Source organism: Streptomyces sp. NPDC050658 (assembly GCF_044457025.1).
In the GTDB taxonomy this organism is placed as follows: domain Bacteria; phylum Actinomycetota; class Actinomycetes; order Streptomycetales; family Streptomycetaceae; genus Streptomyces.
Genome location: NZ_JBITGM010000004.1, coordinates 535816 through 558127, shown reverse-complemented (window position 1 = coordinate 558127; position 22312 = coordinate 535816). Strand labels below are relative to the sequence as shown.

At 71.5% G+C, this 22312-nt stretch carries 18 protein-coding genes; 10 read left to right on the top strand and 8 right to left on the bottom strand.

All coding sequences use genetic code 11. The annotated features are described in order from the left end of the window. Positions 1-69: 69 nt before the first annotated feature. The 8 genes from lnt (at position 70) to ACIBKX_RS18050 (ending at position 10017) form a co-directional block, all read left to right on the top strand. Positions 70-1677 (top strand): apolipoprotein N-acyltransferase, encoded by a 1608-nt coding sequence (gene lnt / locus ACIBKX_RS18085; protein ID WP_363274146.1) that lies wholly within the window; start codon positions 70-72, stop codon positions 1675-1677. Between the two features lie 9 nt (positions 1678-1686). Then, complete coding sequence (locus tag ACIBKX_RS18080) at positions 1687-2160, top strand: NUDIX domain-containing protein (protein ID WP_363274145.1); 474 nt, start codon at positions 1687-1689, stop codon at positions 2158-2160. Between the two features lie 272 nt (positions 2161-2432). Beyond that, positions 2433-4880: a nitrate- and nitrite sensing domain-containing protein gene (locus ACIBKX_RS18075; protein WP_363274143.1), complete on the top strand. Its 2448-nt coding sequence runs from the start codon at positions 2433-2435 to the stop codon at positions 4878-4880. Continuing rightward, the gene (locus ACIBKX_RS18070; protein ID WP_363274141.1) at positions 4877-5296 is read left to right on the top strand and encodes a roadblock/LC7 domain-containing protein; all 420 of its coding nucleotides are present in this window, start codon (positions 4877-4879) and stop codon (positions 5294-5296) included. Before ACIBKX_RS18075 ends, ACIBKX_RS18070 begins: the two co-directional genes overlap by 4 nt. Further along, positions 5293-6516 carry an ABC transporter substrate-binding protein gene (locus ACIBKX_RS18065; RefSeq protein ID WP_363274140.1) on the top strand — a complete coding sequence of 408 codons (1224 nt, stop codon included), beginning with the start codon at positions 5293-5295 and terminating at the stop codon, positions 6514-6516. Before ACIBKX_RS18070 ends, ACIBKX_RS18065 begins: the two co-directional genes overlap by 4 nt. Then, positions 6516-8543, top strand: coding sequence for an ABC transporter permease (locus ACIBKX_RS18060; RefSeq protein WP_363274139.1), 2028 nt, complete (start codon positions 6516-6518; stop codon positions 8541-8543). Before ACIBKX_RS18065 ends, ACIBKX_RS18060 begins: the two co-directional genes overlap by 1 nt. Then, positions 8540-9316, top strand: a complete 777-nt coding sequence (locus ACIBKX_RS18055) for an ATP-binding cassette domain-containing protein (protein ID WP_363274138.1) — start codon at positions 8540-8542, stop codon at positions 9314-9316. Before ACIBKX_RS18060 ends, ACIBKX_RS18055 begins: the two co-directional genes overlap by 4 nt. After that, positions 9295-10017 carry an ABC transporter ATP-binding protein gene (locus ACIBKX_RS18050; protein ID WP_363274137.1) on the top strand — a complete coding sequence of 241 codons (723 nt, stop codon included), beginning with the start codon at positions 9295-9297 and terminating at the stop codon, positions 10015-10017. Before ACIBKX_RS18055 ends, ACIBKX_RS18050 begins: the two co-directional genes overlap by 22 nt. Positions 10018-10060: 43 nt before the next feature. Here the strand turns inward: ACIBKX_RS18050 and ACIBKX_RS18045 are convergent, their stop codons facing one another. The 4 genes from ACIBKX_RS18045 to ACIBKX_RS18030 all read right to left on the bottom strand — a co-directional run bounded on the left by ACIBKX_RS18045 (position 10061) and on the right by ACIBKX_RS18030 (position 16062). Next, complete coding sequence (locus ACIBKX_RS18045; protein WP_363274136.1) at positions 10061-11290, bottom strand: monooxygenase; 1230 nt, start codon at positions 11288-11290, stop codon at positions 10061-10063. Between the two features lie 140 nt (positions 11291-11430). Continuing rightward, on the bottom strand, positions 11431-12993 hold the full coding sequence (locus ACIBKX_RS18040; protein WP_363274134.1) for a GMC family oxidoreductase N-terminal domain-containing protein: 1563 nt from the start codon (positions 12991-12993) through the stop codon (positions 11431-11433). Between the two features lie 49 nt (positions 12994-13042). Then, entirely contained in the window at positions 13043-14596 is a 1554-nt protein-coding gene (locus tag ACIBKX_RS18035; protein ID WP_363274133.1) for an APC family permease, read from the bottom strand. Then, on the bottom strand, positions 14593-16062 hold the full coding sequence (locus tag ACIBKX_RS18030) for an aldehyde dehydrogenase family protein (RefSeq protein WP_363274131.1): 1470 nt from the start codon (positions 16060-16062) through the stop codon (positions 14593-14595). The genes ACIBKX_RS18035 and ACIBKX_RS18030 overlap by 4 nt, the downstream gene beginning before the upstream one ends. A 279-nt stretch (positions 16063-16341) precedes the next feature. On the opposite strand from ACIBKX_RS18030, the gene ACIBKX_RS18025 reads away from it, so the two are divergent. Further along, positions 16342-17544, top strand: a complete 1203-nt coding sequence (locus ACIBKX_RS18025; protein ID WP_363274130.1) for a methyltransferase — start codon at positions 16342-16344, stop codon at positions 17542-17544. After that, positions 17541-18230, top strand: a complete 690-nt coding sequence (locus ACIBKX_RS18020; RefSeq protein WP_363274129.1) for an alpha-ketoglutarate-dependent dioxygenase AlkB — start codon at positions 17541-17543, stop codon at positions 18228-18230. The genes ACIBKX_RS18025 and ACIBKX_RS18020 overlap by 4 nt, the downstream gene beginning before the upstream one ends. Here ACIBKX_RS18020 and ACIBKX_RS18015 read toward each other — a convergent pair. The 4 genes from ACIBKX_RS18015 to ACIBKX_RS18000 all read right to left on the bottom strand — a co-directional run bounded on the left by ACIBKX_RS18015 (position 18220) and on the right by ACIBKX_RS18000 (position 22206). Continuing rightward, positions 18220-18777 carry a DUF1097 domain-containing protein gene (locus tag ACIBKX_RS18015; RefSeq protein ID WP_363274128.1) on the bottom strand — a complete coding sequence of 186 codons (558 nt, stop codon included), beginning with the start codon at positions 18775-18777 and terminating at the stop codon, positions 18220-18222. The two genes, ACIBKX_RS18020 and ACIBKX_RS18015, sit on opposite strands and share 11 nt — an antisense overlap. 81 nt (positions 18778-18858) lie before the next feature. Next, complete coding sequence (locus ACIBKX_RS18010) at positions 18859-20112, bottom strand: amidohydrolase family protein (protein ID WP_363274127.1); 1254 nt, start codon at positions 20110-20112, stop codon at positions 18859-18861. Between the two features lie 31 nt (positions 20113-20143). Continuing rightward, the gene (locus ACIBKX_RS18005; RefSeq protein ID WP_363274126.1) at positions 20144-21202 is read right to left on the bottom strand and encodes an acetamidase/formamidase family protein; all 1059 of its coding nucleotides are present in this window, start codon (positions 21200-21202) and stop codon (positions 20144-20146) included. Next, entirely contained in the window at positions 21202-22206 is a 1005-nt protein-coding gene (locus ACIBKX_RS18000; protein WP_399375824.1) for a carbamate kinase, read from the bottom strand. The genes ACIBKX_RS18005 and ACIBKX_RS18000 overlap by 1 nt, the downstream gene beginning before the upstream one ends. Between the last annotated feature and the right edge of the window lie 106 nt (positions 22207-22312).

The window sequence follows — 22312 nt, the reverse complement described above, 5'->3', positions numbered from 1 at the left end:
GGGGACGATACGACTGCGCGGGAATGATCCGCCGACCCGTGCCGGGGTGACGCGCCGTACACTCCCCGAGTGACCGCCACCACCACCTCCGTAGACGAGTCGGAGCAGCTCGAACCGCAGCCCGCAGCGTCCTCCCGCAAGGCCCGCTTCCTGCGGGGGCTCGTCCCGGCCGGCGCGGCGGCACTCTCCGGAGTGCTGCTCTACGTCAGCTTCCCGCCCCGCACCCTGTGGTGGCTGGCCCTGCCCGCCTTCGCGGTGTTCGCCTGGTGCCTGCGCGGCCGTACCTGGAAGGCGGGCCTCGGGCTCGGCTACCTCTTCGGCCTCGGCTTCCTGCTGCCGCTCCTGGTGTGGACCGGCGTGGAGGTCGGCCCCGGACCGTGGCTTGCGCTCGCCGCGATCGAGGCGATGTTCGTGGCTCTGGTGGGAGCGGGCATCGCCGTCGTGTCACGGCTGCCGGCATTTCCGCTCTGGGCGGCGGCCCTCTGGATCGCCGGCGAGGCGGCACGCGCGCGTGTGCCGTTCAGCGGCTTCCCCTGGGGAAAGATCGCCTTCGGGCAGGCGGACGGCGCGTTCCTGCCGCTGGCCGCACTCGGCGGTACGCCCGTGCTGGGCTTCGCGGTCGTCCTGTGCGGATTCGGCCTGTACGAGGTCGTCCGGCAGGTCCTTGACGCGCGGGGCTCCGGTTCCGTCCGCAGGGGCGCCGCGGTGGCCGCCGCACTGAGCGTGCTCGTCCCGGTTCTCGGCGCCTTCGCCGCGAAGCCGCTCGTCGGCGACGACGCCGAGGACGGCACCGCGACCGTCGCGGCGATCCAGGGCAATGTCCCGCAGGCCGGTCTCGGCTTCAACGCCCAGCGCCGTGCCGTACTCGACCACCATGTGCGCGAGACCGTACGGCTCGCGGACAAGGTGAAGGCGGGCAAGGCGAAGCAGCCCGACTTCGTGCTGTGGCCGGAGAACTCCTCCGACATCGACCCGTTCACCAACCCCGACGCGCGCGCCGCGATCGAGCGCGCCGTCAAGGCGATCAAGGCGCCCATCTCGGTGGGCGGAGTCGTCGAGACCGAGGACGGCAGGCTCTTCAACGAGCAGATCCTGTGGGACCCGAAGAAGGGCCCCACGGACACCTACGACAAGCGGCAGATCCAGCCCTTCGGCGAGTACATTCCGCTGCGCTCCGTCGTCGGCTTCTTCAGCAGCGACGTCGGCATGGTGCGCCAGGACTTCAGCCGCGGCACCGAGCCCGGCGTCTTCACCATGGCGGGCACCAAGGTCGGCCTCGCCACCTGCTACGAAGCGGCCTTCGACTGGGCCGTGCGGGACACCGTCACCCATGGCGCCCAGCTGATCTCCGTACCGAGCAACAACGCGACATTCGACCGCAGCGAGATGACGTACCAGCAGCTCGCCATGTCCCGGATCCGCGCCGTCGAGCACAGCCGCACCGTCACCGTCCCGGTCACCAGCGGTGTCAGCGCGATCATCATGCCGGACGGCGAGGTCTCCCAGAAGACGACGTGGTTCACCGCGGACTCGCTGGTCCAGGAGGTGCCGCTGCGTTCCGAGCGGACCCCCGCCACCCGGCTCGGCGTCCTTCCCGAGGGCGTGCTCGTGCTCATCGCGGCGGGCGGCCTCGGCTGGGCGGTCACGGCGGCCGTGCGGGCCAGGCGCGCCCGTTAGGGTCGACGCATGGCAACTCCTGACTTCATCCGCACCCTCCGGGCCGACATCGGCCACCAGCCGTTGTGGATTCCGGGCGTCACCGCCATCGTCTTCGACGACGAGGGCAGAGTCCTCCTCGGGCGGCGCTCCGACAACGGCAAGTGGTCGGTCATCGGCGGCATCCCGGATCCGGGGGAGCAGCCCGCCGAGTGCGCGGTGCGCGAGGTGTTCGAGGAGACCGCCGTGCACTGCGTGCCCGAGCGGGTGGTTCTGGTCGAGGCGCTCGAACCGATCACGTACCCGAACGGCGACGTCTGTCAGTTCATGGACATCACGATGCGCTGCCGGGCCGTCGGCGGCCAGGCGCGCGTCAACGACGACGAGTCCCTGGAAGTGGGCTGGTTCGCCACCGACGCGCTGCCCGATCTGCACGAGTTCGGCGTTTTCCGGATCAAGCAGGCGATGGCGGAGGAACAGCCCACCTGGTTCGACCGGTCCTGAGGGCGCGCGGTCAGCGGGCACCCGGTTCTGAGGGCATGGCACCCCGGGGGAATTTGGCGATCATTGTCCGAGAAAATGTTGATCAAATATGATCACAATGTGATCTGAATCACGGTCCTGATCAGGCGTTTTCTCGCACAAGGGGGCCTTCCCCTCCTAGCATCGACACGCGCTGCACGGGGGAATCAGCCAACTCGCCACCACCACAGGTGAGTTGGTCCTCTGGGTGTCGCAACCTCCGGACTTCCAACTGCAGTTCAGGTGTCGCTCTGATGTCATTACCCCTGCTCCGACCAAGCAAGGGGCTCATCGGCGGCGTCCGCACCGCCAGGATCTCGCGTCGACTGATCCTGCTGGTAGCGGTGCCGCTCGCCGTAGCTGTCGCCTTCGCCGGGCGGGCCCTCGCCCCATCGACCGGTCAGGCCTTACAGGCCGGTCGCCTCAAGACGGCGATCGAAGTCGCCCAAGCAGCCAGTGATCTGACGTACCGACTTCAGCGCGAACGCGCGGAAGGCTCGGTGCAGCTCACCTCCGCGCAGAAACCCGGTGAGCGTTTCGGTGAGCGCACGCGGGCGACCGACGACAGTGTCGCCCGCTATCGCAAGAGCCGTGCGGAGCTCTCCTCCATGCCGTCCGCCACGAACGCGACCCTGGCCAGGATCGACAAGTCCCTGGACAGACTCGCGTCCCTGCGTGCCCAAGTACGCTCCGGGACCGGCTCCTTGTCCTCCGTGGCCTTCGGCTACCGCATCGCCATCGCCGACCTCATCTCCTTCCGCGACAGCATCGCGCAGGCCGACGGGGTGAACCCCGAGGTGGCCGACCACATCCGGGCCGCCGCCGCCCTGTCGGAAGCGACCGAGCACGTCGCCCAGCAGGAGGTCGCCGTCGTACGGGCGCTGTCCGAGGGCGGTTTCACGCCCGCCTCGCTCCAGACCTTCGAGGCGACCCGGCTCGGCTACACGGACGCGTACCAGACCATCACCACGCTCGGGCCCGCACAGTGGCGCACCTGGATGGAGCGCACCCTGTCCGGGCCCCGGGCGACGGCAGCCGAGAAACTCGCCGCCGAAGCCGCCCGCAGCACCGCCGGACAGAAGCTGACCGTCGGCCGCGCCGACTGGACCGACGCCATGGCCGACCGGCAGCAGCTGCTGCAGTCGGTGGTCGTCCGGGCGGACGACGACGTGCTCGGCTCCGTCACCGACGACCGCACCCGCCTCATCTGGTGGGCGGTGTCCGAACTGGCCCTGGTCGTCCTCATGCTGGTGGGTGTCCTGCTCATCGCCGTGCGGCTCGGCCGCGACCTCGTCCGCAGGCTCCGGGATCTTCGTGATGCCGCGCACGAGGTCGCGCACAAGCGCCTGCCCGAGGAGGTGCGCAAGCTCTCCGAGCCCGGCTCGGCGGGACGTGCCGCTCCCGACGAGATCGCCCTGCGGGCGGGCACGCCGCTGGTGAACCTCGCCGACGACGAGATGGGAGAGGTGGGCCAGGCGTTCAACTCCGTGTACTACGCGGCAGTCCGCCTCGCGGGCGAGCAGGCCCGCTCCCGCGACCGGTTCGCGGAGACCCTGGTGACCGTGGCTCGCCGCGGCGCACGCCTGAACGCCGGGCTGACCGCCCAGCTGAACAAGGTGCAGCGCGACGAGTTGGACCCCAAGCGAATGGAGACGCTGTTCGCGCTCGACCATCTGGCCATCCGGATGGAGCACAACGCCAACAACCTTCTCGTCCTGGGCGGTTCCGGTGGCGGAAAGGTCCGTGCCGCCGACGCGCCCTGCACCTCCGTGATCTACGCCGCGGCCCAGCAGATCGAGCACTACGGCCGGGTGAGCCCCGGCCACGTCGAGCCCACGATCACCATCGCCGCACGCGTCGTCGACGACATCGCGCACATGCTCGCCGAACTCCTCGACAACGCCACGCGGTTCTCACCGCCCGACACCCAGGTCGGTGTGGCCGCCTGGAGCCTGTGGGACCGGGCGGTCCTGCAGATCGTCGACGAGGGCATCGGCATGCCGGACGAGCGCCGCGCGCAGCTCAACGCCGAACTCGCATCCCCGCAGAGCGACATCGCCGCCGTACACACCATGGGTCTCCAGGTCGTGGGCCGTCTCGCGGCCCGGCACGGCATCCAGGTCGAGCTCCGCGAGTCCTCAGGGCCGGGGACGATCGTCGAGGTGGTTCTCCCCAAGGGGGTACTCGCCGAACCCGGCACGGAGACCGCGGCGCCCGTGCCGCCGCCCCTCGGCACCAGGGGTCCGGCAGCCACGCGGGACCACACCGGGCCGCAGGAGAGCGGGGCGGGCCCGGAGCCCGAGCGGGCCCGCTCGCACGACGAGCCGAGCACGGACGGGCCGGGCATGGCCGAGCCGAGCACGGCCGAGCGCGCCCCGGGCGCCGCCGACCCCGTCAAGAGCAGGATCGCCGGGGTCAGCGCCTCCGGCCTGCCGATCCGCAAGCGGGCCGCCGCCGGCGGCGGCCCGACGCCCGACGCGGTGACCCCGGCCCCCGCGAAGGACGTCCCGGCACAGCGTTCCCGCAAGCCGCAGCGCCGTCCGGACTCCCGCCAGGTCTCCGACGTCTACTCCGCCTACGCCAAAGGCATCAGCCGCAGCACACGGCGCGGTTCCCCCGACCGCCAAGCCGGCGACGGCAGCGCCGCAACCGCGCAAACCCCTGGTTCCCCCGACGACGACAACCAACGGAGCACGCGATGACCCAACCCGCCCCAGCCGGATCCCTGGGCTGGCTGCTAGACGACTTCGCCCGCCGCGTCCCCGAAGTCACGCATGCTCTCGCGGTCTCCGTCGACGGACTCGCGCTCGCCTTCACGGGCCTCGACCAGGACGACGCCGACCGTCTCGCCGCGATCTCCTCGGGCCTCGTCAATCTGATGTCCGGCGCGGCGCAGTTGCTGCGGAGCGACCCCGTGGAGCACAGCCTCACCGCGATGGACGGCGGCTACCTCTTCGCGATGGCGGTCTCCAGCGGCGCCTCACTCGTCGTCGTCACCACCCGGGAGGCCGACATCGGCGAGGTCAGCTACTCCATGGCAGAGCTGATCGACCAGGTCGGCGACGCCCTGTCCCCGCAGATCCGCGCTGTCAGCACCCCCTTGGAGCCCTCGTCATGAACCACACCCCCAGAGTCGCTCGCCCCGGCCGCCCCCGAACGCGTACGGCCGGCGCCGCGCTGCTGGCCCTCGCGCTCACCACGGTCGCGGGCTGCAGCGGCAGCGCGGCCTCCGGCGGTGGTGGCGACGACACCCTCAAGGTCGGTGTGCTGGTGTCGCTCTCGGGCACGTACGAGTCGGTCGGCAAGGACATGCGCGACGGATTCCAGCTCTACCTGGACACCCACGGCGACAAGCTCGGCGGCCAGAAGGTGGAACTGGCCATGGGCGACGAGGGCGAGGGGGCACCCACCGCGGTGCCCGCCGCCAACAAGCTCATCAAGAAGGACGGCGTCGACGCGATGGTCGGCATCGTCGGCGGTGGCTCCTTCGCCGCCGTACAGCCGCTGGTCACCAAGAACAAGGTGCCCCTGCTCGCCACCGGCGGGCGCCCCACGAAGACCGACGTGAAGTGGATCTGGAGCACCAGCTTCCTCTCCGAGGAGCCGGGCGCGGCCATCGCCCAGCACATCAAGGACGAGGTGGACGGCCCCGTCTACGCGATAGGCCCCGACTACCAGGGCGGCCACGACGAGATGCGCGGTTTCACCGAGGCCTTCGCCAAGGCCAAGGGCAAGCTCGCCAACCCGGACGGCAAGACCAAGTGGACGCCGTTCCCCAAGACCACCAACTTCACCCCGTACTTCAACGACATCGCCAAGACCGACGCCAAGGCGGTCTACTGCTTCTACGCGGGCAAGGCCGCCATCGACTTCGTGAAGCAGTACAAGCAGTCCGACGTGGCGGACCTGCCGCTGTACTCGCCCGGCTTCCTCACCGAGGGCGGCACCCTGCCCGCCGAGGGCGCGGCGGCCAAGGACATCTACTCCGTGCTCAACTACGCGGCCGACCTCGACAACGCGAGCAACCGTTCGTTCGCCGCCAAGTGGACCGCCAAGCACGACTTGCCGCCCACCACGTACGCGATGTCCGGGTACGACGCCGCCGCCGTGCTCGACAAGGCCGTGGCCGACCTCGACAAGGACGGCAAGGAGATCAACTCCGAGACCATCAACGAGGCCATCGACGACCTCGGGCAGATCGACAGCCCGCGTGGCCCCTGGGAGTTCAGCAAGACCACCCACTCGCCGGTGCAGAAGTGGTATCTGCGCCAAGTGAAGCGCGACGGCAAGCAGTTGGCGAACGTCGTCGTCCAGGACCTGGCGACGCTCGGCAGCTGATGGGCTTCCTCGACGGGTCGCTGGTCCCCGCGGTCGACGGCGTCGCCTACGGTCTGCTGCTGTTCGTGGTGTCCGCGGGGCTGAGCCTGGCCTTCGGCACCGCGGGAGTGCTGAACCTCGCGCACGGCACGCTGTACGCGGTCGGCGCCAGCACGGGTGCCGAACTGAGCGACGGCACCTGGGGCGGGCTGCTGCTCGGCCTGCTCGCGGGCACGGCGGCGGCGGGCGCGGCGGGCGCGCTGCTCTCCGTCGCCGCCGAACCGCTCGCCCGGCGCGGCCATCTCGCCCAGGCGCTGCTGACGTTCGGGCTCGCCCTGATCGGCGGCGACCTGCTCACCCAGGTCTTCGGCTCCGACGAAATGCCGGTACGGGTACCCGAGGCGCTGGACACCTCGGTGCGCCTGTTCGGACACCGGTACCCGGCCTACCGCCTGGTGTTCATCGTGATGGCCGTGCTGCTCGCCGCCTTCGGCACCTGGGTGCTCACCCGTACCCGCGCGGGCGCGGCGGTGCGCGCCGCCGCCGACGACCCGCAGATGCTCGCGGCGATCGGCATCAGCCCCCGGCTCGTGCACGCCGGTGTGCTCATGGCGGCCGGCGCCCTCGCGGGCGCGGCCGGCGTGCTCGGGGCGCCGATCATCGGGCCGGGTCCCGGTACCGCCCAGAACGTGCTGATGCTCTCGCTGGTGGTCGTCGTCCTCGGCGGCCTGCGGTCCCTGTGGGGCACGTTCCTCGCGGCGGTCGCGGTCGGCGAGGTGCAGACCCTGGGGGTCTCGCTCGCCCCGGACCTGGCGCCCTACCTCCTCATGGCCGCGATGGCGGGCGCGCTGATCCTGCGTCCGCGGCGCGCGGCTCCCACACCGGAGCCGACGCACGACGAGCCGTCGTCCGCACGCCGGACGACGCCGTCGACAGCGACCAAGGCGACCGGGGCGACCGGGGCGACCGGGGCGACCAGGGTTCGGCTCGCGGTGGCCCTCCCACGGATTGTCGACCGTACCCCCGCACCCGTGCGCAGCCTCGCCCCCTTGGCGCTGCTGCTCGCCCTGCTCGCGGCCGCGCCCTGGATCGTGGACGTCCACACGCTCTCCTTGTCGAGCTACGCCCTGGCGCTCGGCCTGGTCGCCGTCAGCTCCACCGTCCTGACGGGGTACGCGGGTCTTCCGGTGCTCGGCCAGACGGCACCCTTCGCCGTCGGCGCGTATGTCACCGCGATCGCGGCCGACAAGGGCCTGACCACCGTCGGCCCGGTACAACTCGCCCTGGCCGGTGCCGCCGCGGCCCTGTTCGCGCTCGTCACGGGCCCCGCGGTGATCCGGGCACGGGGCACCACCGTCCTGATGATCACTCTCGCGGTCGGTGAGCTGACGAGTACCGCCGTCGCCCAGATGACGTCCGTCACCGGCGGCACCGACGGCTTCTTCGGCTTCCCCGCGACACGACCGCTGTGGGGCGCCGAGGCACTGGGCGACGAGGTCGGCACGTACCAGTACGTCCTCGCCGCGGCCGCCGTCGTCCTCGTCGCCACGGTGCTCGTACTGCGGTGCAGGGCAGGGCAGTTGCTGACGGGCACCCGCATCGCCGAGCCACGGATGCGCGCGAGCGGCCACCCGGTGTCCCGCTATCTGCTGCTCGCCTACGTCGGTGGCGGCGCCCTCGCGGGCATCGGCGGATCCCTGCTCGTGGTCGCCCAGAGCTACGTCTCGCCCGCGGACGTCGGCTTCGAGATCGCCGCCCTGGCGATGCTCGCCGCCGTGATCGGCGGAACCACCTCCGTCGTGGGCACCCTGCTCGGCGTCGCACTGATCGTGGGCACCCGCGACTGGCTGGCCGGCGCCTGGCCAGGACACGGTCCGCTGCTCCTCGGCGTGCTCTTCGTCCTGTCCGTCTATCTGCTTCCGCGTGGCCTCGCCGGAATGCGGGTGCCGGGGGTGCGGGCACGGACGGCCCCGGCCCCGGAGACCGATGAGACCGATGAGACCGATGAGACCGATGAGACCAAGGAGACACGGGAGGCCGTCTCATGACCGACCGCGACCCCTCGCCCCCGGTGCTCGTCCTGGACGGTCTCACCCGGCGGTACGGCAGCCTGACGGCCCTGGGCGGTGTCGGCCTGCGGCTGCCCGCCGGGGCCCGGCACGCCGTCATCGGCCCCAACGGCGCGGGCAAGACCACCCTGCTCAACCTGATCGCGGGCACGGAACGCCCCGATCACGGCACGATCGTGCTCGGCGGGCGCGACCTCACCCGTACCGCCACCGCGCGCCGGGCGCGGTATGGGATCGCGCGCAGTTTCCAACAGCCCTCCGCCATCGGCGAGTTGACGGTGCTCGACAACATCGTCCTCGCCGCCTGGCGCCACCACCCCCGCCGCGAGCGCGTCCCGGTGGCGCGTGAGCAGCTCGCGGCCGTGGGCCTCGGCGACGTGGCGCACCACCCGGCCGCCGATCTGTCGCACGGCCGGCGCAGACTGCTCGACCTGGCGGCGGCGCTGGTCTGCCGCCCCCGCCTGCTGCTCCTGGACGAGCCCGCCGCCGGACTCACCGACCAGGACATCGGGCGGCTGCTCGACGTACTCGGACAGCTCTCCGGGGAGGTCGCGATGCTCCTCGTCGAACACCACACCGGGGTGGTCGCGCGCCTTGCCGACACCGTCACCGTGCTCAAGGACGGCAAGGCCCTGCTCACCGCGCCCACCGACGTGGCCCTGGGCCACCCGGACGTGCGCGAGGCCTACCTGGGAAAGGGAACCGACTACCTGGGAAAGGGAACCGACCCATGCTCCACATCAGCGGGCTGACCGCGGGCTACCACGGCGGGACCGTGCTGCACGGCGTCGACCTGGAAGTACCGGCCGGCACCGTGCACGCCGTCGTGGGGCACAACGGAGCGGGCAAGAGCACCCTGGTGCACACCGTCGCGGGACTGCTGCGTCCCACTTCGGGGACGGTCCGGCTGAACTCCGTCGACCTGACGGGCCGCAGGGCGCACCATGTGGCGCGGGCGGGCGTCGGCCTTGTCCCGCAGGGCCGCCGGGTCTTCGCGGGGCTCACCGTCGCCGAGCACCTGCGCCTCGCCCACCGGCCGCCCGCGAAGGCAGCGCGCCGGGGCACGGCGTGGACGCCGGAAAGGGTGCTCGATCTGCTGCCCCGGCTTGCCGAACGGAGGACCAACCGGGGCTCGGAACTCTCCGGTGGCGAGCAGCAGATGCTGGCCCTGGCCCGAGCGCTGCTCGGAACCCCCGAGGTGCTGCTGCTCGATGAGCCGACGGAGGGTCTCGCGCCCGTGATCGTCGAGCAGATCCAGGAGTTGATCCGCGCGCTCGCGGGCGAGGGGGTCGCCGCGCTGCTCATGTCGCCGAGCGCGGCGCTCGCCCGGGCCTGCGCGGACACGGTCACGGTCCTCACCTCGGGTGTGGTCGCGGCCCGGTTCGACGGGGACGAGGTCCGCGCCGATCCGGCCGCCCTCCACCGGACGCTCGCCTTGGCGTCCACGGCGTGACCGCGTCAGCCACGCCGTACGAGGTCAGCCGGGACGTACGGGATCAGCCGCCCTTCTTGAGCGCGTGGCCGCCGTAGCCGCTGGTGCGCTCCGAGCCGCCGTTCTGCTCCGTCCACCAGGCCTGGAAGTCCGGGGTGCGCATGGCCTCCCAGTCCGGGGTGTCGACGACCTGGACCTGGCCGAACCTACGGCCCAGGTCGACCATCGAGGCGCCCACGGCGGTCCGGCCGGTGTCGTACGCGGCGGAAGCCGCCGCCCAGTCGTCGTGTGCCCGCCAGGCGTCCTCCAGGACCAGCGCGTCCTGCAGTGCCTTGACCGCCCCGCCGCCGGTGTGCGGCCGGGCGACCGTGGCGGCGTCCCCGACGAGAGCGAGCCGGCCACGGGCGTAGTGCGGCACCTCCAGGTCGTAGATGGGCTGGATGAACGACTCCTCGCGCGGGGTGCGCAGCACGCACTCGGCCCAGTAGGGCGGGAAGTGCTTACGCACCAGATCCCGTGCGAACGCGTCGAGTTCGGCGCTGAGGCCGCCCGGCGGCAGCGAGGTGGGGGTCCGCAGATCCAGCGGGAGCGCCAAGTGCTCGGGCGGGGTGGTGTAGAGCACCCAGTTGACCCGTATGCCGCCAGCGCCGTCCGGTATCCGGTAGATCACGCAGTGACCGCCGGGGAAGACCACCGTACGCAGATCCGTCCACGCGAGGTCCGAGGATCCGCACTCGGGCGCACCCGGCGAGGCGCCGCGCCACCCGATGTACCCCGCGTACGTGGGCTGCAGGCCGGGGAACATGGTGTCCCTGACGACGGAGCGGTAGCCGTCGGCGCCGATGACCATGTCGAAGCGCTCCCGTCCGCCGGAGGCGAAGCCGAGCGTCACGCCGTCGGCGTCCTCCTCCACGGCCGCGACACCGACGCCGGAGCGGTACTCGACCTCGGCGGGCACTCGGCGGCGCAGCTCGCTCCAGAGCGAACCCCAGGAGTACGAGCGAAAGGTGAAGTCCTGCACGGCGATGGCCCGGCCGAGCTCCGCGTCTGAGTCCCGCACCGTCCACACGCGTTGGTCGAGCGGGCTCCACGGCATCGCGGCGTCCACATACCCGGAGGCCTCCAACTCGGTGTAGCGGTCGCGATGCAGGGTCACGCCCACCCCGCGTTCCTGGAGCCGTCCCGCCGCCCGCTCCAGGATGGTGACCTTCTCGGCGCCACCGCGTAACGCCGCCAGGGCCGTCGCGCAGCCCGCGATGCTGCCGCCGATGACCGCGATGTTGCCACCAAACATTTCTGACTCTCCCTCAAGTACCTTTCGGCACCCCCGTGTCAGCGGTCCCGGCCGATCGCGGGCGCCTCGGAGTGCGCGCCCATCCCATCATGATCGGGCGGCCGTGAAGAGGCGGACCGGGCAACGCCGTGTGTGAGGAGTCAGCCCTCCTTGATCATGTCGGCGCACTTCTCGCCGATCATCATCGTGGTGATGCACGGATTGACCGCGGGCAGGAACGGCATGACCGAGGCGTCGGCGACCCGCAGCCCCGTGACTCCCTTCACGCGGAGCTCCGGGTCCAGCGGCGAGTCCGCGTCGTCCACGGCGCCCATCCGCACCGTGCCCGCCGGGTGGTACACGGTGTTGTGGGTCTCGCGGATGTACGCGAAGAGCTCGTCGTCCGTCGTGGCGTCGGGGCCGGGGGCGAGTTCGGCGCCCGCCCAGTCCGCCATCGGGGGCTGCGCGGCGATCTCGCGGGCGAGCCTGAGCCCGTACACCATCACCCGGATGTCGTGCTCGTCCGTGAAGTAGCGCGGGTCGACCTTCGGCTTGTCCCGGAAGTCGCGGCTGCGCAGCCGCACCGTGCCCATGGAGCGGGCCCGGGTGACGTTCGGGGTGAGGCAGAACGCGTTGTCCGTGGTCGGATAGCCGCGCCGGTAGGTGTTCATGTCGAACGGCACCGAGCCGTAGTGGAACATCAGGTCCGGCCGGTCAAGGCCCGGCTCGGTGTCCGCGAAGATGCCGATCTCCCACCACTGCGTGGACTTGGTGACCATGGGCTGCTTCGCCTCCCACATGATCACGCCCTCGGGGTGGTCCTGGAGATGGGCGCCGACGCCGGGTGAGTCGACACGGACGTCCACGCCGACCTCTCGCAGCTGCTCGGCCGGGCCGATACCCGAGAGCATCAGGAGCTTCGGCGAGTCGATGGCCCCGCAGGACACGATCACCTCGCGGCGCGCCCCGACGCTGCCGCTGTGAACGGTGTCGGGCTCCAGGTACTCGACGCCCGTGCAGCGCCGGTTCTCGTCGAAGAGCAGCCGCTTGGCCTGTAGTCCCGTCCGGACCTCAAGGTTCGGCCGTTTGCCGAGAACCGGGTGCAGATACGAGACGGAAGCGGACGAACGGGTGCCGTCCGTACGGGAGTTGATCTGGAACCAGTGGGCGCCGCGCACCACCGTCTTGCCCGTGTTGAACGGGGTGGTGGGGATGCCCGCGTCCGCGCACGCGGCCAACAGGGCGGAGCCGCACGGGTCTTCGGGCGGGACGCTCATGATGTTCACGGGGCCCGAGCGGCCGTGGTGGTCGCCCGGCGCGTCATTCGTCTCCAGGCGCTGGTACAGCGGGAAGCAGTCCGCGGCGCTCCAGCCGGTGCAGCCGAGGGCGCCCCATTCGTCGAGGTCCTCGGCCGGGGCCCAGAAGGCGATGCAGGAGTTGTGCGAGGAGCAGCCGCCGAGCACCTTGGCACGGGCGTGCCGCATGAAGCTGTTGCCGTTCTCCTGCGGCTCCACCGGATAGTCCCAGTCGTAACCGGACTCCAACAGCGCCATCCACCGCGTGAGCTGGAGGATGTTGTCGTCGCCGACGTCGGAGGGTCCGGCCTCCAGCACACAGACGCTGACGTCCGGGTCCTCGGTCAGCCGCGCGGCGACGACGGCGCCTGCCGTACCGCCGCCGACCACCACATAGTCGTACTCGGACAGGGGAGTCTCTGCGGACATGGTGTCTCCAGGTGCGGTGATTCAGGTGCGGTGATTCAGGTGCGGTGGCTCAGGGGGCGGCGGTCTCGGCGCGGTGTTCCTCGAGGACGCCCGTCTTGTGCCGCTGGACGAACCAGTAGTAGGCGAAGCCGCCGAGCGCGACGACGCCGATGAAGAGGAAGGCGCCCCAGCGCAGATACCAGTGCTGCGGGCCGGTCGCGTTGTACACCTCGGCGCGCGGCCAGGCGAGGTTGAGCGACATGGCGGCGCCCCACAGCACGGCGACGATGTTGATGGGCAGTCCGAACCGGCCGAGCGTGAACTTGCCCTCGGCGGGCTTCCATTGACCGCGCAGCCGCTTGATCAGCATCGGCACGGTGACCAGCAGATAGGCCACGTAGATCATGATGATCGCGATGCTGGTGATCACCGAGAAGATCTGCGGCTGATTGATGTTGATCACGAGGATGACGACGCCGACCACACCGATCAGCACGGCGGGGACGACAGGCGTCTGGAACCGTGGGCTGACACGGGCGAGCGCCGAACCGGCGGGGAGGTTGTTGTCCCGCGCCATCGCGAACATCAGCCGGATGCCGGCGCAGTGCACGGCCAGCACACAGACGGTGATGGCGACGACCACGCACCACAGGAAGATCTCGCCGATCGTCGAACCGAGTGTCTCCAGGACGACGTACTGAAGACCGCCCGTCGACAGCTCCTTCGCCGCCAGATCCGGCACCGCCATCAGGGCGAAGAGCAGGATGAGCCCGCCGATCAGGAAGGACGCGACGAGCGCGCGCAGGATCGCGCGGGGCGCGTTGCGGCCCGGATCGTGCGACTCCTCGCCGAGCGAGGACGCCGTGTCGAAGCCGTACATGACGTACGCCGATGCCAGCGACGCGGTCAGGAACGCGCCGAAGTACCCGAGGTTCTGGCCGCTGCCCAGGCCGTACGTCTCGGTCAGGACGGTGCTGGGGCCGCGGGTGATGTGCGCCGCGAGGAAGACGATCAGGGCGACGGCGGCGATCAGCTCGATGAAGACGCCCGCGGAGTTGATCCGGGCCATCAGCTGTACGCCAAAGGCGTTGACCAGGGTGGAGAAGACGATGAGCACGGTGCCGAGGAGTACGGCGTTGGCGGCCGCGTCGTTCTTGCCGGTGCCGTCGCCCACGAACTGGAACCAGTCGTCGATCTGCGGCAGCGTGATCTGGTAGGCGAGCGCCACCGCGGACAGTGTCACCATCGTGGCCGTCATCATCATCCAGCCGCCGAGCCAGCCCACGTGCGGACCGCCCATGGTCTTGGCCCAGTTGTAGACGGACCCCGCGACCGGGTAGCGGGCGGCCAGCTCGCAGAAGCAGAGGGCCACCATCAGCTGGCCGACGAAGACCATCGGCCACGACCACCAGTAGGCGGGGCCGCCGAAGCTGACGCCGAAGTAGAAGAGCTGGAAGGTGCCGGTGAGGATCGAGATGTAGCTGATCCCCGCCGCGAAGGTGTGGAAGTTGCCCAGTGTCCGCTTGAGTTCCGGGCGGTAGCCGAGCTCGCCGAGCGCGTCGTCGTCGTGCTCGCCCTGGGTCTTCTCCGGGACGGCGGGGTCCGGGCCGGTCTCCGTGCTCATTCGAACCACCTCTGCGGGGTCGGTGCGAGATTGCGCCAGATGTGTTTGGCCTCCTGGTACTCGGCGAGTCCCGCCGGGCCCAGCTCACGGCCGAAGCCGGACTGTTTCATGCCGCCCCACTCCGCCTGCGGCACGTACGGATGGAAGTCGTTGATCCACACCGTTCCGGCGCGCATCCGCGACGCCACCCGGTGGCCCCGGCCGGTGTCCTGGGTCCAGACGGCGCCCGCGAGGCCGTAGACGGTGTCGTTGGCGAGCGCGACCGCCTCGTCCTCGTCCCGGAACCGCTCGACGGTGAGCACCGGGCCGAACGACTCGTCGGTGACCACGGACATGCCGGGCGCGCACTCGTCGAGGACGGTCGGCAGGTAGTAGTAGCCGTTCTCCAGCGCCGGGTCGTCGGGGCGGGCGCCGCCGCAGCGCAGCACCGCGCCCTCGGCGAGCCCGGCCGCCACATAGGCCTCGACCTTGTCGCGGTGCGCGGCGGAGATCAGCGGGCCCGTGCGGGCGTTGTCGTCGAAGGGCCCGCCGAGCGGGATCCGCCGGGCGCGCTCGACCACCGCGTCGACGAACGCGTCGTGCAGTTCGTCCTGGACCAGCAGCCGCGCCCCGGCCGAGCAGACCTGCCCGGAGTGCAGGAAGATCGCCATCAGGGCGTAGTCGACGGCCGCCTCGAAGTCCGCGTCGGCGAAGACGATGTTGGGGTTCTTGCCGCCGAGTTCCAGGGCGACCTTCTTCACCGTGGGCGCCGCCGCGGCCATGATGCGGCGCCCGGTGACGAGCCCGCCGGTGAACGACACCAGGTCGACGCGCGGGTCCTCGCTGAGCGGCGCTCCCGCGGTCGGGCCCGCGCCCAGGATCAGATTGGCGGTCCCGTCCGGCAGCCCCGCCTCGGTGAGCAGCCGCATCAGGATGATCGCGGTGTGCGGGGTCAGCTCGCTCGGCTTGAGGACGAAGGCGTTGCCGGCGCCGAGCGCGGGGGCCACCTTCCAGGCGGTCTGCAGCAGCGGATAGTTCCACGGCGTGATCAGCGAGCAGACCCCGACCGGCTCGTGCACCACCCGGCTGTCGACGTCCGGACTGCCCGCGTCGACGATCCGGTCGGTGCCGCCCGCCGCCGTCAGATTGCCGAAGTAGCGGAAGCAGTTCGCGATGTCGTCCATGTCGTACTCGCTCTCCACGAGCCGTTTCCCGGTGTCCAGGGATTCGGCGCGGGCGAGCGCGTCCTTGTCGCGTTCGAGCAGATCGGCGACGCGCAGCAGCAGCCTGCCGCGTTCGGCGGCCGGGGTGTGCGGCCACGGTCCGTCGTCGAAGGCGGTGCGGGCGGCGGCGATCGCGGCGGCCGCGTCCTTCGGCCCCGCCTCGTCGACGGTCGCCACGAGGGTGTTGTCGGCGGGGCAGCGGATCTCCCGAACCTGCCCGTCCACGGCGGCGGTCCACTTCCCGCCGATGAACAGCTCCGGCATGCGTGCTCCTCCGGGTCGGATGCGCGGAGACGACCCGACCGAGGTCCGGCAGGGTTACGCTCCGTGATCCTTGATCGCCGGAACGTGCTCCATCACTAGACGGTAAGGAGCGCGGACCGTACGCGCACCATGGGAGCCGCTGTCCGGAGCTGTGAAATTCCCGTCGGCTCCGCACGTCCCGACCGGTTTCGAGCGGTGGCGGGCGGTGTCGCGGTCGTCGGGGCGGAGGCGATCACCCGGACGCGGGGCCCCGTGCCACTCCGTTAGCCTGAGGGCACGATGAACCGGCTGACCACGTCATGGGGCGCGTACGACCTCACACGATTTCCCGAGGACCCCCGCGACCAGCTGCGGGCCTGGTCCGCCGCCGACGCCTATCTGCTGCGGCACCTCGCGGGCGAGACCGACGAAGCGGCGGCGCCCGTCGACCTCTTTGGCACCGTCGCCGTCGTCGGCGACCGCTGGGGCGCGCTGACCACCGTTCTCGCCGGGCGCGGGCACACGCCCACGCTGATCACCGACTCCTTCCTCGCGCGGGAGGCTACGCGGGCCAACGCGGCGCGCGCCGGTCTCGCGCCGGACGCGGTGCGCCTGACGACGACCAGGGACACCCCGCCGGAGCGGATCGACGTCCTCCTGGTCCGGGTGCCCAAGAGCCTCGCGCTCCTGGAGGACCAGCTGCACCGCCTCGCCCCTTCCCTGCACCCCGGCACGGTCGTCGTCGGCACGGGCATGGTGACCGAGATCCACACCTCCACCCTGGAGCTCTTCGAGCGGATCATCGGCCCCACGCGGACCTCCCTCGCCCGGCAGAAGGCACGGCTCGTCTTCTGTACGCCGGTCTTCGCCACGCAGGATCAGGAGCGGGCGGCCGACGCCGACCCCTGGCCGCGCAGCTACGTCCTCGACAGTGACGCGGGCGCGGGCTCGGGGCTCACCGTCGTGAACCACGCCGGTGTGTTCTGCGCCGAACGCCTCGACATCGGTACGCGGTTCTTCCTGCGCCATCTGCCGACGGGCCGGGGCGGCGCGCACATCGTGGACCTGGGCTGCGGCAACGGCGTGCTCGGCACGGCCGCCGCCGTCGCCGACCCCGACGCCACGGTCACCTTCATCGACGAGTCCTTCCAGGCCGTCGCGTCGGCCGAGGACACCTTCCGCGCGAACGCCGGACCGGACACCAAGGCCGAGTTCGTGGCGGGCGACGCGCTGTCGTCCGTCCCCGCGGGCACCGTCGACCTCGTCCTGAACAACCCGCCCTTCCACAGCCATCAGGCGACCACCGGAGCCACCGCCTGGCGGATGTTCAGCGGCGCACGGGCGGCACTGCGCCCCGGCGGCGAGCTGTGGGTCGTGGGCAACCGCCACCTCGGGTACCACGTGAAGCTGCGCAAGCTCTTCGGCAACTCCCAAGTCGTCGCGAGCGACCCGAAGTTCGTGGTCCTGCGCGCGGTGAAGCGGGACCGCGCGCCGAGCCGATGAGCGGCACCGCGAACGACGAGCTGTTTCCCCGGGCGCGGTCGGAGATCGCCCCCGGGGCCGTGCACGTACCGGACTGGCTGCCCCTCGACGAACAGCGGAAGCTGATCGCCGCGTGCCGCGAGTGGGCGCGGCCCCCGGCCGGGCTGCGGACGGTCAGGACACCGGGCGGCGGCGTGATGACGGCCCGTCAAGTGGGGCTCGGCTGGCACTGGTTCCCCTATGGGTACGCGCGTACGGCGGTGGACGGCGACGGCGCCCCCGTGAAGCCGATGCCGCCGTGGGTCGCGGAGCTGGGCCGCGCGGCGGTCGAAGCGGCTTACGGGAAACGGGAGTTGGCGGCGGCGGGCGATGAGGACGCGTACGACATCGCCCTCATCAACTTCTACGACGCCGACGCCAGGATGGGCATGCACCGGGACGCCGACGAGAAGTCCCCCGCCCCGGTCGTCTCCCTGTCCCTCGGCGACTCGTGCGTCTTCCGCTTCGGCAACACCGAGACGCGCACGAAGCCGTACACGGACATCGAACTGCGCAGCGGGGACCTGGTCGTCTTCGGCGGGCCCTCGCGGCTCGCCTATCACGGTGTGCCCCGCGTCCACGGGGGCACGGCACCTTTGGAGCTGGGCCTCACGGGGCGGCTGAACATCACGCTGCGGGTCAGCGGCCTGCACGGGCTCAACTCGTAGGACTCGACGGGTCGGTGAGACGTACCGCGGGCGCGGACGCCGTCTCCTGGACCGGGAACGTCAGCCTCATCGACAGATAGGCGAAGACCGGGCCGAGGGCGTTCATCGCGACGACGCAGACCCACGCGGCCCACGGGTTGCCCGCGTCGTAGCCGAAGCCCCCGAAGAACGTGGCGAAGTAGCTCGCGAAACCGAAGAACATGCCGGGGATCAGGGACAGTGCCTTGATCCGGCCCGCGTACATCAGCGCGCTGTTGATCACGAGGATCACCAGCGCCTGCATGCAGTTGCGGGCGAACTGGCCCTCGCCGAGCGCCGTCGCCGCATGCTCCTCTACCAGCACGATGATCAGCGCGAAGGTCGAGCCCGCGGGCATCGCGAGCCAGAGCCGCTTGGCGTTGGCGAGGTTCGGGCCGCCGAGCAGGAAGGTCCCGGCCCAGCCGATGAAGATCGCCCACGGCGGCAGATGAAGGGCGGTGCCGCCGATGAACGCCGTGAGTCCGGCGAGTACGGAGGCGACGATTTCGTGGGGGAGGCGTTCGCGCATGAGGACTCCTTGGTCGGGAGGGAGAGGGGTGGGTGCGCAAAGCCGTGCGGGTGCGGGGGGTGTCAGGGGAGTGAAGTGGGCTCAGGGCACGATCAGTTCGCGGGTCCGGGTCGAGCGCGCCACCACCCTTCCGCCCTTGATGACGTACGCCCGCTCGGGCCGGTCGAGCACGATGTCGTCGTACGACGTCGTGTCCAGGACGACGAGATCCGCGCGCGCCCCGACACGGACGCCGTAGTCGGCCCCGACCCCCACGACGCGCGCCGCCTCGTGGGTCACCATGCGCAGCACCCGCCCGAGGTCGTCAGGGCCCGAGAGATGGCCGGTCTGGGCGAGCAGCAGGGCCGTGTCGAGCTGGTCGGCGGTGCCGTACGGGGTGAAGGCGTTGCGGATGTTGTTGGAGGAGCAGGCGGTGAGCACTCCCGCCTCCCACAGCTCGCGCACCGGTGCGACGCCCCGGCGTATCGCCGCCTTGTCGTGCCGGCCGCCCAGATGCAGATCGGTGGCGGGCAGCGGCACGACGGCCACGCCCGCGTCGGCGAGCGCCGCCAGTGCGCGGGAGCGTTCGGCGGGCGGGCGCCCCGCGAGCGAGGTCATGTGGCCGAGCGCGACCCGGCCGCCGAGCCCGCGCCGGGCGGTCTGCCCGGCAATGAACTCGGCCAGGGCGTACCGGGGATCGGACGCGTCGTCGCCGAAGTCGGCGTGCAGATCGGCCGGTACGCCGTGCTCGACCGCCAGGTCGAGGACCAGCTCGACCTGGGCCCGGCAGTCGTCGAGGGTCGCCTCGTTGTAGGTGCAGCCGCCCACCACGTCCGCCCCGGCGGCGAGCGCGGCACGCAGCAGCTTCTCGGTGCCGGGGGAGCGCAGGACGCCCTCCTGGGGGAACGCCACGATCTGCAGGTCCAGCGCGTGCGCGTACTGCGCGCGAAGCTCCAGGAGCACCTCGACGCCGAGCAGCCCCGCGATCGGGTCGACGTCGGGATGCGCGCGGATGACGGTGGTGCCGTTGAGCAGCGCCGACTCGATGACGCGGCGGGCCCGGTCGCGTACGTCGTCACGGGTGAAACCGGCCTTCAGCTCGCCGGTGACGGCGATCGCCCCGGCGAGGGTGCCGTCCGGGTTGGGGCGCACCCCGTCGAGGAGGGCCTTGTCGAGATGGAGATGGGGTTCGACGAAGGCGGGGATGACGACGCGACCGGCGCAGTCGATCTCCTCGTCGGCCGTCAAGTCGGCCGGTACGTCGCCGAGTTCGGTGATGCGGCCGTCGGTGACGACGAGGTCGCGGGGGTGCGCCGAGTCCTCGACGCGGGCGTCGAGCAGGATCAGATCAGCCATGGGTCGTCTCGCTCCCCGGTCGGGTCTCGGGTCAACTGTCGAAGTCGGACTTGCGGATCAGGCAGTGCACGCCCTTGACCTGGTCCACGACCTGGGAGATCTCGAAGTCGGCGGCGGCGCTGAGATACGCGTACGCGGCGTGCCGCTCCATCCCGAACCGCCGGGTGAGGAAGCCGAGGGCGGCGCGGACCGCGTCCCGCATCGCCTCGTCCAGGTCCGCGTGCAGGCCGACCGGAATCCAGTGCGTGTCCGTCTCCGCGAAGGGACGGGCCACCAGGTCCGTCGCCGCGTCCTTGACGACCGTGAGGCGGACCGTGGCCCGCAGCGGCGCCTCGAACGCGGTGAGCGCGACCTCTCCGTTGCCCTGCGCGTAGTGCGGATCGCCGGTGTGGAAGCCCGCGCCCTCTGTCTGCACGGGGAGGTAGAGCGCGCTGCCGGTGACCAGATGACGGATGTCGAGGTTGCCGCCGTGCATGCCGGGCGGCACGGTGTGCGCCGGTGATTCCTCGTCGGTCGCCACGCCGAGGATGCCGAGGAACGGCGCCAGCGGGAAGCGGACCTCGCGCCCACCGCCGTACGCGATGATGCCCCTGTCGGGCCTGCCCGCGCCCCCGGCCTCGGCCCGGCAGAAGGTGAACTCCGGCCCGGTGGCGGCGAATTCACCGGGGAGGGCGCCGCATCCGTGCCGGGTGGAGACGATGCCGTAGTCGGCCCGGCGGCGCAGGCCGAGGATCTCCACCTTGAGGAGGTCGCCGGGCAGCGCCGAACGGACGTGGACGGGGCCGAGGATCACATGCGGGCCGTCGGCGGCCGGGTCGCGGTCGATCGCGGACGCCGCCAGCTCCCGGGCGTCGTCCAGGACTTCGTGCTCCGGTACGCCGTACGAGCCGAAGAAGGCGACCGGGTCGCGGCCCTGGTCCTCCAGGATGCCCTCGTGCGAGACGGTGTCGAAGGTGACGGTGTCGCCGGAGTCGACGGTGAGCACCGCCTTCGTCTCACGGCACGGCAGCCGCCCCCACAGGACGTTCTGTTCGGTGGCCGCCACATGGTGCCGGCCGTCTACGGTGCCTTGGCCTGCCTGCGGTGACATCAGAGTCTCCCTCGGTTCGGTCCGGCGGACGGAGTCAGTGCGCTGGTGGTGGCTGCGATACGGGTGCCGCCGTCCCCGTCGAGCGCCGCCGCGAGCCCCTCCGGCGAGGTGATGAGCACCTCGCGGCCCGGCCCGCCGGACAGGAACTCCAGGGCGGCCCGGATCTTGGGGCCCATGCTGCCCTCGGGGAACTGCCCGTCCGCGAGATGGCGGCGCGCCTCGTCCACGTCGATCCGGTCGAGGAAGCGCCGGCCGGGCCGCCCGTAGTCGACGGCGACCCGGTCCACGCCCGTCGTGACGACGAGCAGCTCCGCGCCGAGCGCGTCGGCGAGCCACGACGAGGTGAAGTCCTTGTCGATGACGGCCTCCACGCCCCTGAGCCCGCCGTCGGCGGCCCGCACCAGCGGAATCCCGCCGCCGCCCCCGGCGATCACCGTGAACCCGGCGGCGGACAACGTGCGTACCGCCTCCGTCTCCAGGACGCGGCGCGGCCGGGGCGAGGGCACCATCCGGCGCCAGCCGCGCCCCGCGTCCTGAGCCACATGCCAGCCGTGCGCGTCGGCGAGCGCTCGGGCCACGGTCTCCGGGTAGAACGCGCCGATCGGCTTGGTCGGCCGGGCGAAGGCGGGGTCTTCCGGGTCCATGAGGGTGTGCGTGACGAGCGCGGTGACCCGCCCGGCGGGCAGTACGCCGCCGAGGGTGCTCGCCAGGATGTAGCCGATGCTGCCCTGCGAGTCGGCCACGCACATGTCCAGGTCGAGGAGCGGGAGTTCGGGGGCCAGCTCCGCCACCAGATCCGAGCGGCGCTTGATGAAGCCGACCTGGGGGCCGTTGCCGTGGGTGAGCACGATCCGCCACCCCGTGCCCGCCAGCGCGGCGATCGGGCGGGCGAGCCGCCGGGCGGCGTCGAACTGTTCGGCGATGGTGGCGTGGCCGCCACCCCGCAGCAGCGCGTTGCCTCCGATGGCAACCACCGCCGTACGGTGCGCTGTTCGGGGAATCATGCCGAAACCGTAGGCGCGGGCCGACCGGCCGGTCATGGGCAGACGGTGCCAGCAGGACACGGCGCCGACTGACACCCGGCGACAACGCGCAGGACGGTGAGCCACG